At 41.8% G+C, this 15,379-nt stretch carries 14 protein-coding genes; 6 read left to right on the forward strand and 8 right to left on the reverse strand.

The genetic code is table 11. The features are described from left to right. Nucleotides 1-3 precede the first annotated feature (3 nt). Nucleotides 4-2,649, reverse strand: a complete 2,646-nt coding sequence (ppc, locus tag A7968_RS04320; RefSeq protein WP_064665320.1) for a phosphoenolpyruvate carboxylase — start codon at nucleotides 2,647-2,649, stop codon at nucleotides 4-6. A gap of 220 nt (nucleotides 2,650-2,869) precedes the next feature. Between ppc and A7968_RS04325 the strand changes: the two genes are divergently transcribed. Genes A7968_RS04325 through A7968_RS04335 form a run of 3 tightly spaced genes read left to right on the forward strand, consistent with a single transcriptional unit; the run spans nucleotide 2,870 to nucleotide 4,592 of the window. After that, complete coding sequence (locus tag A7968_RS04325; RefSeq protein ID WP_064665321.1) at nucleotides 2,870-3,235, forward strand: thiol-disulfide oxidoreductase DCC family protein; 366 nt, start codon at nucleotides 2,870-2,872, stop codon at nucleotides 3,233-3,235. After that, on the forward strand, nucleotides 3,235-3,969 hold the full coding sequence (locus A7968_RS04330) for an SDR family NAD(P)-dependent oxidoreductase (RefSeq protein WP_064665322.1): 735 nt from the start codon (nucleotides 3,235-3,237) through the stop codon (nucleotides 3,967-3,969). The genes A7968_RS04325 and A7968_RS04330 overlap by 1 nt, the downstream gene beginning before the upstream one ends. 8 nt (nucleotides 3,970-3,977) lie before the next feature. Continuing rightward, nucleotides 3,978-4,592, forward strand: coding sequence for a flavin reductase family protein (locus A7968_RS04335; protein WP_064665323.1), 615 nt, complete (start codon nucleotides 3,978-3,980; stop codon nucleotides 4,590-4,592). Between the two features lie 5 nt (nucleotides 4,593-4,597). On the opposite strand, the gene A7968_RS04340 is transcribed toward A7968_RS04335, so the two are convergent. Further along, nucleotides 4,598-5,290 (reverse strand): LysR substrate-binding domain-containing protein, encoded by a 693-nt coding sequence (locus A7968_RS04340; protein ID WP_064665324.1) that lies wholly within the window; start codon nucleotides 5,288-5,290, stop codon nucleotides 4,598-4,600. Between the two features lie 50 nt (nucleotides 5,291-5,340). Between A7968_RS04340 and A7968_RS04345 the strand changes: the two genes are divergently transcribed. Beyond that, entirely contained in the window at nucleotides 5,341-5,637 is a 297-nt protein-coding gene (locus A7968_RS04345) for an isochorismatase family protein (RefSeq protein WP_244270402.1), read from the forward strand. A 99-nt stretch (nucleotides 5,638-5,736) separates the two neighbouring features. On the opposite strand, the gene A7968_RS04350 is transcribed toward A7968_RS04345, so the two are convergent. The 5 genes from A7968_RS04350 to A7968_RS04370 form a co-directional block, all read right to left on the reverse strand. Beyond that, nucleotides 5,737-6,129 (reverse strand): hypothetical protein, encoded by a 393-nt coding sequence (locus A7968_RS04350; RefSeq protein WP_225736436.1) that lies wholly within the window; start codon nucleotides 6,127-6,129, stop codon nucleotides 5,737-5,739. Between the two features lie 20 nt (nucleotides 6,130-6,149). After that, complete coding sequence (gene lhpI / locus A7968_RS04355) at nucleotides 6,150-7,088, reverse strand: bifunctional Delta(1)-pyrroline-2-carboxylate/Delta(1)-piperideine-2-carboxylate reductase (protein WP_064665326.1); 939 nt, start codon at nucleotides 7,086-7,088, stop codon at nucleotides 6,150-6,152. 2 nt (nucleotides 7,089-7,090) lie between these two features. Then, complete coding sequence (locus A7968_RS04360) at nucleotides 7,091-8,176, reverse strand: M24 family metallopeptidase (protein WP_064665327.1); 1,086 nt, start codon at nucleotides 8,174-8,176, stop codon at nucleotides 7,091-7,093. Further along, entirely contained in the window at nucleotides 8,173-9,222 is a 1,050-nt protein-coding gene (locus A7968_RS04365; RefSeq protein WP_064665328.1) for a proline racemase family protein, read from the reverse strand. The genes A7968_RS04360 and A7968_RS04365 overlap by 4 nt, the downstream gene beginning before the upstream one ends. A gap of 218 nt (nucleotides 9,223-9,440) precedes the next feature. Further along, nucleotides 9,441-12,434 (reverse strand): TonB-dependent receptor, encoded by a 2,994-nt coding sequence (locus A7968_RS04370; RefSeq protein ID WP_064665329.1) that lies wholly within the window; start codon nucleotides 12,432-12,434, stop codon nucleotides 9,441-9,443. 293 nt (nucleotides 12,435-12,727) lie between these two features. Here A7968_RS04370 and A7968_RS04375 point away from each other — a divergent pair, with 293 nt between their 5' ends. Further along, entirely contained in the window at nucleotides 12,728-13,579 is an 852-nt protein-coding gene (locus tag A7968_RS04375) for a GNAT family N-acetyltransferase (protein WP_064665330.1), read from the forward strand. 337 nt (nucleotides 13,580-13,916) lie between these two features. After that, entirely contained in the window at nucleotides 13,917-14,885 is a 969-nt protein-coding gene (locus A7968_RS04380; RefSeq protein ID WP_064665331.1) for a dihydrodipicolinate synthase family protein, read from the forward strand. Nucleotides 14,886-15,076: 191 nt separating this feature from the next. Here A7968_RS04380 and A7968_RS04385 read toward each other — a convergent pair. Continuing rightward, on the reverse strand, nucleotides 15,077-15,379 hold a 303-nt coding region (locus tag A7968_RS04385), incomplete at its 5' end, for a hypothetical protein (RefSeq protein ID WP_208855828.1).

A 15,379-nucleotide genomic window follows, 5' to 3' on the forward strand; every position in this document is an offset into this window, starting at 1 on the left:
CATTTAGCCGGTATTACGCATCCCCGCGGCTATACCTGTCATAGTGATCATAAGTGCATTATCGATATCACCAGAGCTGCCTTCTGCCGCCTCGCGCGAACGCTTAAGTAACTCAACCTGAAGTACATTAAGTGGATCCGTATATGGGTTACGCAGGCCTATAGATTCTTTGATCCAAGGTTGATCAGCCAGTAAGCTTTGTTGCGGGCTTAACGATTGCACCAATGCAATCGCTTGCTTAAGCTCTTCGCGAAGTTTATCTCCCAGAGGCTTATATTGCTCTTCAACTAAGGCATCATCATAATGCGCACTTAACCAGCTATCCGCCTTACTAAATACCATTTCCAGCATTTCTAAACGAGCACGGAAGAACGGCCATTGTTGACTCATTTCATTAAGCGTCTCTGCGCCGTACTTTTCAAGTGCCGCTTGTAATCCCGTTAAGGCACCTAACCAGGCTGGCAACATTAAACGGTTTTGGCTCCATGCAAAAATCCACGGTATAGCCCGCAGGCTTTCAACGCCACCATGTGGATTACGTTTTGCTGGGCGAGAACCTAAAGGTAACTTACCAAGTTCTTGCTCCGGCGTAGCCATTCGAAAGTAAGGGACGAAATCTTCGTCAAAACGCACCACATTACGGTAATGCTCACATGACTTTTCGCTGATCAGCGCCATTACATCACGCCATTCATCTTTTGGCTCTGGTGGTGGTAGCAAATTACTTTCGAGCACCGCACCGGCGTAAATATTCAAGCTTTCAAGGGCAACATTTGGTAAACCAAATTTAAAGCGGATCATTTCCCCTTGCTCTGTTACACGCAGGCCGCCTTTGAGTGAACCTGGTGGTTGCGAACGTAGGGCTTGGGCAGCAGGTGCGCCACCACGGCCAACCGTACCACCACGACCGTGGAATAATACCAGCTCGATACCACGTTCTTCGGCTAACTGTACGAGTTTATCCATCGCTTCATATTGCGCCCAACCCGCGGCCATCATACCCGCATCTTTGGCTGAATCTGAATAGCCGATCATCACGTTTTGCACGCCTTCGGCTTGACCACGATACCAATTATTATCCAATAACTGGGTAATAACATCGCTGCCTGCATTTAAGTCATCTAAGGTTTCAAATAATGGTGCAACAGGCAGTTTAAAGCTACAGCCGCTTTCTTTTAATAACAGTTGCACTGCTAGAACATCAGACGCTGTGCGTGCCATTGAAATGATGTACAAACCAAATGTAGAAGCATCTTGCTTAGCAATCACATCAAAGGTATCGAGCACTTCTTTAACGTCTGCACTTGGTTGCCAATGTTTTGGAATAAGCGGACGACGAGAATTAAGTTCTGCCAGTAAAAATGCTTGTTTGTCTTCTTCTTGCCATTGGTCGTAATCGCCTAAACCTAAATAGCGAGTTAACTCAGAAAACACACCGCTGTGACGCGATGAATCTTGGCGTACATCTAATTTAGCTAAGCGGATACCAAAACTATTAATGCGACGAAGCACATCCAGCAGTAAGCCATTGGCAACTACGCCCATGTTGGTTTTTAACAATGAACGATAACAGGCTTCAAGCGGCTGCTTTAACTGGTTAATATCAGTCACCACATCTTGTGCATCTGTGCGCTTATTCATAATCTTAGCGCCAAGGTGAGCAACCGTTTCGCTTACTTGTGCTTTAAGTACTTTCAGCACTGCACGATACGGTTCAAAATCTTGCCCTGCGAGCTCAACTAATTCGTCACTTGCTTGCGACATTGAAAGCTCAGTGCTCAAAGTGTCGATATCACGGCTGTATAGGTCAAGTGCCATCCAACGACCATGATCAAGTACTTGTTGAGTCACTTGTGCAGTTACAAACGGGTTACCATCGCGATCGCCGCCCATCCAAGAGGTAAACTCAACAGGACTGTAATCATTAGGTAACTCTAAATCCAAATGCTGTTTAACTTCTTTACTAAAATCGCGTAAAAAGCGTGGCACTGCATGCCAAAGGCTGTTTTCGATTACTGCAAAGCCCCATTTTGCTTCATCGATTGGGGTTGGCCGAGAACGACGGATGTCATCGGTGTGCCATGCTTGGCTGATCAACTGCGCAATACGGTTTAAAATATTTTCACGCTCATAAGGCAGGTTATCGGTGCGCTCAAGCGCAGCTAAACAATCACTTAGCTCTACATGTTTATTGATAATGGTACGACGTGTTACTTCAGTAGGGTGTGCGGTTAACACCAAATTGATATGCAGCTTTGCGAGCGTGTCGGCAATTTGATTGGGATTGACTTTACCGGTTTGAGCCTGACTAGCCAGCGCTTTTAAAGTTTGCGTAAGCGGGCTTAATTGGCAAAAACCAACATCATTAAAACGTGAGATAGTGTGAAATTGCTCTGCAACATTCGCTAAATTTAAGAAGTGATTAAAAGCACGAGCTACCGGTAGCAACTCTTCATCGGTTAAAGCATGCAGAACATCAATTAAGGCTTGGCGGTCTTGCTCGTTTCCTGTGCGTGAGGATTTTGCTAAAGCACGAATTTCTTCCACTTTATCTAAAATCGCAGGTCCTTGGGCGTCTTTAATCGTTTGGCCTAATAACTGCCCTAATAAATTAACGTTCCCACGCAAGGCGGCATATTGTTCACTCATTCCTGATACTCCATTGTTGATGTTTATACCATAAAGGTACTAATAATAAGCTGTCTTCGATTTTTAAGTGTGGAGTGTGAGATAGATAAAAAATCGACATTCTGCTTACCTTTATATTTGTAAGACACTATTAATATCATCCCAGCAGTTAATTTAACAGATCCAAAGCTTATTCTATTTCGTAACAAGAAATAATGTACCGATCAATTAAGACATGCTTATGATCATTTTTTACGATGCTAACTGCCCTTTATGCACCAAAGAAATGCGATTGTTAAAAGAGGCTGATAAACATAATAAAATCGCTTTAGAAGACATTAACGCTGATGATTTTGAGCAACGTTTTAATCATATAAAGCGCCAAGATGCACTGGCTTTTTTACATGGTCAGCAAGATAACGGTGAAATGATTTACGGATTAGATGTCACATTTGCAGCATGGCAAACGGTTGGCCGTCATTCATGGCTAAAGCTGTTACAATTGCCGGGAATACGTTTTATTGCCGATCTAGGTTATCGCTTGTTTGCTAAATATCGCAGACAGATCACACGCATTTTTTGTCAATCAAGTTGCGGAATAAAATAATGACTAACGTTTATATTATGTTCGGCGCGAGCAGTGCAATTGCCCGCGCGTATCTAAAAGAAATTGCCAAACACGATCCGCAAGCTGTGGTTTTTTGTGTAAGTCGCAGCTCTATTGACACATCAGCTGTCGATATTACTGTTGAGCAGTTTGTTTGTGACTATTCCAAAGCAAGTCTAAATGAGTTAACAAACTTACTTAAAGAGCGCGAGGTGTCTCCAACTCAGGTGATTATTTTTAATGGCCAATTACATTTTTCGCAATCTATGCCTGAAAAAAAACTTGACGATATTGATGAGCATTATTTCAATACCTTGCTCAACACCAATGCACTGACTCCCATTTTATGCCTGCAAGCAATCGCACCGTTACTGAACCATAAAATACCTTGTACTATAACGGCCTTAAGCGCTCGGGTAGGTAGCATTACAGACAATAACTTAGGCGGCTGGTACAGCTATCGCGCCTCAAAAGCAGCACTTAATATGTTATTTAAAACCGCAGCGATTGAACTGGCACGCAGGGCAAAACAGACGAGATTGGTACTATTTCATCCGGGCACAACAGATACTGAGTTATCAAAACCATTTCAAAAAAATGTTCCCGCAGGCAAACTATTCAGCCCTGATTTTGTGGCTAAGCAACTTTATACCCTGTTACAGCAACCAGAGCAGCTAACAGATATAGGTCAACCTGCTTATCTTGATTGGCAAGGCAAACATATAAACTGGTAAGGAATTTTATGCATTTCACAAAACAACAGATCAACGAACTAGAGCAACGGTTTCGGACACATTTAATCAATTCATTATCTGGTTTTAAAAGCGCTAACCTTATCGGTACGCAAGACAAACTCGGTAACACGAATTTAGCGATTGTCAGCTCGGTATTTCATTTAGGCGCGCACCCGCCTTTGGTAGGTATGATAATGCGCCCACATAGTGTGCCGCGTCATACTTTTGAAAACATATTAGAGACCGGCGTATACACCATTAATCAAGTGAATAGCGAGATTGTCGAGCAAGCTCACCAGACCTCTGCCCGTTACGATAAAGATGAATCTGAATTTGCTGCCACAGGTTTAACAACCGAGTATTTAGGCGATTTTAACGCTCCGTTTGTCGCGCAAAGCCGCTTAAAATACGCCGTTCAATTAGCTGAACACCAACACCTAGCAATTAATGGCACCGAGCTTGTGATTGGTGAAATTATTGACTTACATATTGATGATAATGCAGTGCAAGAAGATGGCTTTATTGATTTAGCGTCAATTGATACGGTAGCCGTCAGTGGCCTCGATAGCTACCACACAACGCAGGCAATCGCCCGCTTACCTTATGCAAAAAAAACACCTTAAATTTACTAAGCTTCAGTAAAGGATTGATAGTACTGCGCTATGAAATCAATCAAAGCACGAACAGCGGGTAACTGTCCTCTTCTTGAAGGGTATACTAAATGAATAATATCCTTCTTAGGCTGCCATTGCGGTAAAAGGTGGATTAAGGAGCCCTGTTTTAATTGTTCGTTTACCATTAAAGAGGGTAACTGTACTACTCCGACTCCTTTTAAAGCAGCACTTCGCAGCGCAACCATATCTGTGGTTACATAACGGGGTGTATGGGAGACAGCTATTTTTTCATTTTCAGTGCCTGACAAAGTCCATGCATATTGATGCTGCGGCTCACCCAGCCCTAAACTTGGCCATTGTACGAGATCAGTTGGCGTAGCGGGCAAACCCATTTTCTCAACCAGTGCCGTACTAGCGACCAAGCATAAGCCTCGCTCTGATAACCGCTTTAACACTAAATCACTGTCTTCAAAGGGTTCTGGACGAACACGAATAGCAATATCAACTCCCTCTGCTAGCAAATCTACCCGTCGATTGGTCGCTTCAAGGTGGACCTGTACTTTGGGGTATTCAAGCATAAAATCGGCAATGACGTGTCCTATATGTACATGTAAAAGAGCAACCGGGCAGGTTAATTTTATAGTACCGCAAGGCTCTGCATGACTAAATTCAATAACCTGTTGCGCGGCTTCTGCTTCAACCAACATTGCTTTGCAGTGAGTTAAAAAAGTAAAGCCACAGGAAAAAACAAATCATTATTGCTGAAGTAGTAACTGAAGTATGCGTTGCATTCCCCGCTCTATCCGCTTTAGCAGAAGGTTTTGAAGTCTTCGTGATCACTGATGCTTCAGGCACCTTTAATGCTATGACTCGTGATGCAGCATGGGAGCGCATGTCTGCTGCTGGCGCACAACTTATGAGCTGGTTTGGTGCTGCCTGTGAATTACATAGAGATTGGCGTAACGATGTTGAAGGGCTTGGTACTTTATTCTCAAACCATATTCCTGATTATCGTAACCTAATAAACAGCTACTCAACCTTCCAAGCTAAATAACCTACTATTAAGCAAGGGGCAAGCCCCTTGTTTTGTTATTAACAACCAAAAGAATATAATCGATTTACATACCTAGCATGCTCGTTTGATGCACCTTATTTATCGATCAAAAAAACAACCACCCATCCACAAACTAATACCGCTGAGCAACCAGAGCAGTGCATAGTTTTGCCACAACTGTGCATTGTTATAGACCTTTTGTGGGTTATTTTTATCAACCAATAGACAACAAGGTAGACCTTGTTTAAATCGAGAAAATAGCGTTTTATCATAACTTATCAACACACTATGTAAGTGGCTATTAAATCTAAAACTAACTAACATTGACTCTGGTGGCAGTAATTCATGTGCGCCAATACGTGTATTAACTGCATTGGTAATATCATCAATTTCACATACTCGCCAACGCTGCTTACTTACTTTACATTTTAACCACCTGAAAATAGGCAATAAGCCTGCACCAACAAAACAACCACCTAATATAAAAAGCATGGTGCTCATCATTATTAACCTTATAAAGATTGATACACGTGATATGCGGCTATTAAATCACTCAATGCCGTACCCACAGATTTAAACACCGTAATATCGATTTCATTAATACGAGCATAGATGTTTGCTTTCGCTAACTCAGCTAATTCGGCGCATAGTTGCTGCTCGTTGAATACTCCTTCCTTTATTGGAATAAGTAACTCACCGGCTTCGCTTAATACATTTGCTTTGCTATCAACGTAAACGCGACTACGTGTAATTGTTGCGGTATCACATTCTCTTGCGTCACTATGGTGGTTACCAATTAAATCAACATGGGTGCCTGATTTTAACCAATTGCCATCAAATAATGGGGTTGCACAGCACGTAGCACAACTGATCACATCTGCACTGTAAATTGTGGCCTCGTTACTTTGCCCTATTACAAATTCGACTTCAGTAAACGCCCCTTGTAAGCGACTTTGTAAAGCTAACAGCTTTTCTTGATTCCGAGCAATTAAAGTGACTCGTTTAAAATTTCGGACAGCCAAATGCGCTCGCACCATATACTCGGCTAAGTTACCACTGCCAAAAAATACTAAATGTTTACTATTCTCACGGGATAAATAATGGCTGGCCAGTGCAGACACTGCTGCTGTGCGCCATAAAGTAATACGCGTACCATCAACTAAAGCTAACGGCTCGCCATGCTCTCGCGAAAACAACATTATTTTAGAATACAAAGACTCATACCCAGCTTGGCTATTTTTAGGAAAATACGTAAATGCTTTAACACCAATTACGTGCTCGTTCCATGCGGGTAATACCGCAAACGAATCATGGTTTAAATCACTATTATCAAGCTCATACACATTTCGCTTAGGCATACCAAAATCGCGAGCAAAGCCTTGCTGCATTGCGGTTAATAAACTCTCAAAATTAAGGACATTATCGATGTGTGCTTGCTCTATAACTTGCATTGTTATAGCTCCAACTCAAAAGGTTTAGGGGCATGTGTTAAAATCTCATAGCCCGTGTTGGTAATTAAGATGTCCTCTTCTAAACGCACACCACCAAAATCAGGGATATAAATACCCGGCTCTATGGTAATCACATTACCAACGTCTAATATGTGCTTGCAATTGCTATTGATAAACGGCTGTTCGTGTAAGAAAAGCCCTAGCCCGTGACCAAGTCCTTGCCCAGCATAATCCCCAAAACCAGACCCATCGAGTATGCGTTGTGATGCATTTTGTAAGTCAATGCAATGAACGCCAGGTTTGATTAAATCAATCGCAGCTTGTTGCGCCGTCGCTACAGCATTGTAAATTTTCGCTTGTTTAGTTGATGCTTGGCCTAATACGTAGCTACGGGTCATGTCTGAGCGATAGCCGTTAACAACAGCGCCAAAATCGAGGGTAATAAAATCACCTTCTTTAAGTACGCGATTACTTGGGCTGCCATGGGGTAGCGATGTACGCTCTGCAAACATTAAAATCGTAGCGAACGCCATGCCTTCTGAACCTAGTTTTTGCATTCTAAACTCTAGCTCTAGTGCTAAATCTCGCTCACTCACCCCTTCTTTAAAATAAGGTAAAGTTTGAGATAAGGCTTCATCAGCAATGGCGGCTGCGGCTTTAATCTGTGCAATTTCCCACTCATTCTTGATCATTCTTAGGCGCTCAACCAAGCCTTGCACCGCCACCAAAGTGTGATCAGTTAATTCATCAGCCACTTGCTGCCAAAGCGCTACATTAATAAATACGGCATCAAAGCCTAGTTGACTATTGGCGGGTATAAAACGATTAATACAATAGCCCAAACTTTCGTTGTCGCGATCACGGCTTATCACTTCAAAACCTTGGCACTCTGCTTGAGCACGTTCAAAATAACGATAGTCAGTGATCAATACACAACTTTGTTGCGTGACAATCGCATAAGCAGCATTACCACTAAAGCCGCTTATGTAGCGAATGTTCTCATGGCCTAATACTAATAACGCCGTTAAATTTTGCTCTGTCATACATTGTTTTATTAATTGTTGGCGTGCTAAAAAATGATTATTCATCGAAAAATAAATCCTTGCTTTAGGGGATCTGTTGGATCAATTAAGAATGTATGTTTGCCTGTAACAAAAGCTGTGCCTGTAACACGAGGAATAATTGCAGTATGTGTTTTAACATTGCATGACTGCCAAATGTTCACGTTAAATACTGAACCCAAAATACTTTCAATGTTAACACTTTGCCCTATCGCCAACTCACCTTTTGCGAACGCAAGTGCAGCGCGGGCACTAACGCCAGTACCGGTTGGGCTTCTATCAAGCTCACCTTCTGCAAAAATACATACATGTCGGCTAAAATGATTGCTCTGCGATACCTGGCTATTGGAGTAAAAAATAACCCCGTATAAAAAACCAAGTGCCTGATCAGTTGGGTGCTTTGGTTGATATTGTTTTGTTACCTGCTGTTTAATCGTTTTACCAAGACTAATGATCTGTTCATGATTATCTGGTGCTAAGCTTAAATCAACAGTATCAGCATCAACAAACGCATAATAGGCGCCACCAAATGCAATATCACAGCTAACCTCCCCAACCATAGGCAATTTAATTTTCACGTCGAGCTTATCGACAAAACTGGCTACATTATCAAAATATACTTGCTGTAACTGAGCATTTTTAAGCTCAACATACGCTGTAATCAGCCCTGCTGGGGTATCAATCCGTAACTCATTAATTCCATCAATAAAATTAGCAATACCACAGTCTTTTGCAGCCGTAGCTAAGGCTATAATGGCATGCCCGCACATAGTGCTATAACCTTCGTTATGTAGAAAAAGTACGCCAAAGTGGCTACTCTCTCGCTCAGGAGCCGTAATTAATGCACCGTACATATCAGCATGCCCGCGCGGCTCAAACATCAATGCTTTTCGTAAGTCATCAAAACGCGCCAAACAATCAGCACGCTTCTGGTGCATGGTTTGCCCTTGCACATCGCTAAAACCATCAACAATAATCCGAAGGGGCTCACCACCTGTATGCATATCAAGTGTATTTATTGATAACCAATCATTATTTGGCTGTTGCCAGTGAGAGAATAAAGTATGGGTCATATGTCACTCTTTTTTATTTTTGTATACAGTATATCTTTTATATTTATACTGCAATCGTTTCAAGTCTAGTAATAAGAAAAATGCCGAGCAGTTACCTACTCAGCATCAGGGCTGTGTTACTCACTATGAGAATGTGCTTAAACATTTTGTCAATTTTAGCTTTCGCTTGTTAGGTGATATGTACTAAAACGACAACTTACAGCCACTTACCAGGGAACTTAAAATTCTATACGCGCGGTTAACGATACATACCGAGCTCCTTGTCGGCCTGTAACTAAACCATAATCAGGGTTAAGCTCTAAGCCATTATCACCGTACTGAGCGCGTTCCTCATTTATTGATAGCGCGCTATCACCATCAAATAAGTTATAAACGGTGCCTTTGAGTGTCATATCAGAGCCAAAAAATTCAGTGTAATAAGTAAGCGACATATCTACGTTAGTTAACCAAGGTAAATTGCCTTTACTACCACGAGGAGCTGGGTTACCGTTTTCATCATAATGCGATGCCTGGTCGTAGTCTTTACTAATACACGCATCCCAAGGATTACCTTGCTCACAGCTATCTACACCTTCAGGGTGAACTGAGAAGTAACTTTTTGGTCGACCCGATGTTGTTCGCGCAACTAAGCCAACGGTTAATGAATCGGTAATACTGTAGGCACCGCTAAATTTAATCGCATGGCGGTGATCGTTTGGTAAATTACCATAACCATGATCCATCAAATCGCCATAGTCATAAGAAGTTGTCCAGCCCGGATCAGCTTGGTCGTTGTCCGTTTTAACTAAGCCCTCTGTATTACCGTAACTGTGTGACCATGTATATGATGTGTTGATCCGTAAATCATCGGTTACATTGCCATCTAAAGTAAATTCAAGCGCCAAATATTTACGCTGTGCTTCAGGTAATGCTAGCTCTTCAACACTTAAATTAACGTTATCAACTTGCCCATCGCCATCAAAATCATACGACATTTGGATCGCTTCACCTGGGTTATTCAAAACATAGTATGAACCTTGACCTACGTTATCGGTGATCCCCATCTCGGCTAGCTTTTTAGCAAGTACAGGACCTACATCGGTGTCTTCAACACTGCGACCTAAATCACGATAGATAGCGCGTACTCCCGCCGACATAGTATCAAACACTTCTTGCTGATAGCCTATCGTAAACTCATCACTGTACATTGGCTTCAAAGAAGCAGAAGCAATAAGTCCTGGCTCTGTAATACCACGTTGACGCCAGCGTCTATCACGTAACATATCACCTCTGCTAGGTGAACCATCCGCTAATAAAGTAGGTGAACCATTGCCTTCTAATTGATCTAATTCGAAATACTCAAACCACTCAATAGATGCCGATCCTTGAGTAATATTCATGTTGGCCGATACAGGCTGAAAGTAGCGACCAAAGGTTGCGAATACTTTAGCACTACCATCACCACTTACATCATAGATAGCTTGTAACCGCGGTGCGATTTGGTTATCAATATCAACAAAAGCGCGGCCATCCGATACGGTGTTTTCAAATTGACTGTAACGCAAGCCCATATTAAGCACTAAATTATCAGTTGCTTGCCATGAGTCATTAATATAAAACGCTAACGAAGTGGTATCTGAATCGACTTCACGGCTACGCACGCGTCGCTCAATAAAATCACTGCCCAGCGCTGCACCCGAGATATCATTTTCACCTGCGGTTTTTATTGTCCACCAGCCTTGTGCATCACCCACCCCGTTTTGCCCTTCAAAGTAATCAACTTTCACGTTGGTGTAGTCAATACCAAACTGAATTGAATGCATATCCAGATCCCAATTGAAGTCAATGCGGGCTTGATCACGGATATATTCTTCTTCTGTTACCGATGAGTTTGTATGTTGGCTTAAGGTAACAAAGCCATTTCTCTCATCCCATACACCCGGGTTTGGTGAAGCAACAACATTTTCAACATTTTCAGTTACACGACCAACCACCGCTGATACAGAAAACGTATCTGTAAGGTAGCCATTGTAGTTAATACTATAAACATTACCGCCATCTTCGCCTGGCGCATCTACCCCTTGCTGATCGCCAACAATGTTATCTTGCCAGTTGTAGGCAAATGTTTTATCAGTCCAAGTACGTTTATTATTCATCGCAGAGAAACCCACAGAATGGTCTTCGTTTATAAACCAATCTACCTTGGTAAACCAACGGTCTTCATCACGCTCAAAATCAGAGAAAGTCGTTTGCCCTGCGCCCGTTGATTCTTCACGTCGCGGTGCAAATAAACCATAAAAGAAAAGGGTATCTTCAATAATTGCACCGCTTGCCCACAGTTGTAGCTCTTTAAAGTCGTAACTGCTTTGTTGTGTATTAGTACTTATAGTACCGCTGTCTTGAAATATTGAGTCATGCTGACTGCGAAGGCTGTCTGGATCCCAACGCACCTCAGCACCAAATTTAAAATCATTATCACCTGATTTTGAAACTGCGTTGACAATACCACCTAACGCGCCACCAAACTCAGGACTCACACCGCCAGTTTTAACTTGTGTTTGCGAAATCGCTTCCCAAGGAAGACGAATTGAGCCTAAGCCTGTACGAATACTCGTTACGTTTAAGCCATTAAAATAGTAGCCATTTTCAGCCGCAGATGAACCACCAAAACTTGACACGCCATTAAAGCTTGAGCCACCTGGGGCTGCTGTACCCGGCGCTAATAAAGCAATGCTTTCAAAGCCTGTGTTTACTGGCATTGCTTTAAGTTCAGCATCGCTAAAAGTTAGCCCAGACGTAGAAGAGGCCATATCAACACGACGTATAGCTGCACCAGTTACAGCGATACGCTCCATATCTGTTCCGGCTTGAAAAAGTTGTACATCAAGAATAATGGATTGACCAATGGTCACAGCCACATCTTCTTCAACCATTGTTTGATAACCATCTTTCACAATAGTTACGTCATAAGTACCCACTGGCACATTACGCAGTAAATAATCGCCTTCAGCATTACTTGTAATGGTATACACAAGACCTTTCGTTTTGTGTTTAAGGGTAATTTTTGCACCAATCAAATCATTGCCAGATTGCGCCACAATATGACCTTTTACAATACTACTGCCATCAACGGCTTGCGCAGCAGGCGCCATCATTAATGCAGCAGTAACCGCCGTTGCTAATAGGGTTTTTACACCCGCTCCCCGAGTTTGCTTTTTATTATATGTAAACATGAAAATGTTCCTTTGATCCTGTTAATTTTTTGTTGTCTGTCTAACCTCTGACGAAAAAAATATACACCAATTGCATATTGTATACAATATTAAATATACATTTATTTTTTAGGATCGTCCTAAAATTCCATGCTGTTAATCGCAAGCTGTGGTAAAAACATCACCATGGAAAAATTAAAAATAAGCCTATTATTAAACGCTTGTGTGAAAATAACTGTGCAATTTACACGCTTCGTTCTATGCTTATACGCTCAACAAAAAGTGCAGAATTAGCAAAAATTAAAAGGACTCACATGCAAGAGCAGCGCTTAACCATCAAAGTTATGTCTAAAGAAGAAGTGAATATTGCCGTTGAATGGGCCGCGCTAGAGGGCTGGAACCCAGGCCTTAATGACGCCCATAATTATTATCAGGCAGATCCCCATGGCTTTTTAATTGGCTACCTTGGCGATGAAGCTATCGCAACCATTTCCGTTGTTAAATATGATAACGATTTTGCTTTTTTAGGCTTTTACATCGTTAAACCTGAATATCGGGGCAAAGGTTATGGCATGAAAATTTGGCAAGCGGGCCTTAACTATCTGAAAAACTGTAACATTGCCCTTGATGGCGTACTTGAACAGCAAGATAATTATAAAAAATCAGGATTTAAACTGGCCTACAGTAATATTAGATTTGCAGGGGCCGGTGGCGGTCAATTGCCAAACAATGACGATATTATAGAGCTTGAAAGCTTGCCATTCTCAGCAATAAGCGATTACGAAAAACCCTTTTTCCCAGCAGTTAGAGCTGATTTTTTGCGAAACTGGATAAGCCAGCCCAATTCTCAAGCTTTGGGAATTTTAGACAAGGGTAAATTAGCAGGTTATGGTGTGATCAGGGCATGTCGCGAAGGTTTTAAAATTGGCCCTCTATACGCGAACACACCTCAATTGGCAGAGTCGCTTTTTCTAGCATTAAAAACATCAACAGCCACGGGGGAAACAATTTACCTTGATGTGCCAAACCTTAATCAAGCTGCCCTCGCTTTAGTGCAGCGCCATAATATGACACCCGCATTTGAAACAGCAAGAATGTATACACAGCAACAACCTGATATCCCTTTAAATAAGGTGTTTGGGGTAACCTCTTTTGAAATAGGCTAAGCCTAGCGCCTATTTATAGCTGCAAGTTTACCGCGCAGCTTTTGCCTCGCCAAGCATTCATTATTAACCTTTATATTCATATTTTCACAACAGTGAAATCGGCCTTAAATATTAAATGCGAGTTAAGTCACTTTAGCATGGCTCATGCTTGCTCTGCATGTTTTAACTTTCTAAGTGCTTTTATACGCAAGCTTTCTGGAACACTGCTGCTCTGTTAATTCTTACCAAACTCTAAACTAGGTGTCAGATTTATTTTTATCACGGCTTTGCCAAAGATAATTTAACTGATACACTCTCAATGTATAATGTATACAATATATTCACAAGAGGAATTATAATGGAAACTAATAGTAAAGATTGGCGATACACTGTTATGCCAGCTGTATTTACATGGCTAAAAGAAACTGAATCCGGCACTGTTGAAATTGACCTTGAAGCAACACAAAAATACGCTGCAGATATTTTAAAAGTGCAAGGTAAACATGGAACTAGAATGGGTGGACTAGTCGGCTCAGGTACACTCGGTGAAAATAACTATCTAAGCGCGGAGCAGCGCCTTTCTTTACTAAAAGCCCTCTCTAGCGTTGCGAAAGAGTACAATGTTCCATTGATCAGTGGCGCTGCGGCACAAACAAAAGAAGAACTTGCCAAAATAGTTACAGAGCTTGCGACTGTTGGCGTAGATACCGTTATGGTAATGCCACCAAAAACGAAGGAAGCGCCTTGTGATGAACAAATGTATGCGTATTACGCACTTTCTGCAGCGGCTGCAAAAGCAGCGGGCATAACAATAATGCCCTATAACAACCCTGACGCAGCCGGCTATCATGCGCTCTCAACTGATCTACTTACAAGACTTGCTGCCCTGCCTGAAGTCACCGCGCTTAAAATATCGACTATCGACGTGTCAGTTATTGAAACAATGATGTTAGAGAACAAAAACTTAAAAGTATTGGCCGGTGTTGACACTGTGACTATTCATGCAGGCCTTGCTGGCGCATGTGGTGGCATTACAGGTGTTGGGTGCATATTCCCAAAAGCGAGTATTACTATGCAAGAATATGTAAATAATGGAGAGTGGGCTGAGGCAAATAAAATTTCTCAGGCGATGAATTCTATCTCCTACCTTGATGCACAACCGTTACTTTTAGAGTACCTAAAGTTTGCTTTTGGCATTCATCATAATGATGTAACTGGTGGGCTTCGCACCTTTGGCAAGAAGTTAACCCAACAGCAAATTGATGATGTTCATACAAGGTATACCCTAGCAAAAGAACGACTTGAGATCCTCGATTTACTAGACTGATCTTTTAAAGTATTCAAATCGCGAACTCCGTTGTTACGGAGTTTTTTTGTATCTACTATTTACTGTTGCAATAAAGGAAGTAAACGAATTTGTTTATTGATTTAGGATTGACCGTCAATTTATAAAAACGGTAAAAAAATACTAGTGCCTATTGGCAGAGTTAAGGCTCATTTGTGTTAGCTGAATTTTCATCAGTAGTATCGAGCAAAACACTCTTTATACTCACCATCGTCTAGAGCCGACATAAATAACTGAATCATGTCATTCATAGTTTTGACTGACCAAGCTGCCACTTCTTCGGATTGCAATAAATCAATCCAACTAGTCGTCCCATCAACTTCAGAGATAATTCGTTTGGATTTTAGCTGTCGAATAAACTTAGGGTAAGACTTTAAATCAATATTTGGCTTAGATGCAGCACCGTCAGTAACCATGACCTCGGGCTTATTGTGCACTATCGCATTTCTGACCTCGACAAGGATTTTAAATGATTC

Source organism: Pseudoalteromonas prydzensis (genome assembly GCF_001661495.1).
Lineage (GTDB): Bacteria > Pseudomonadota > Gammaproteobacteria > Enterobacterales > Alteromonadaceae > Pseudoalteromonas > Pseudoalteromonas prydzensis.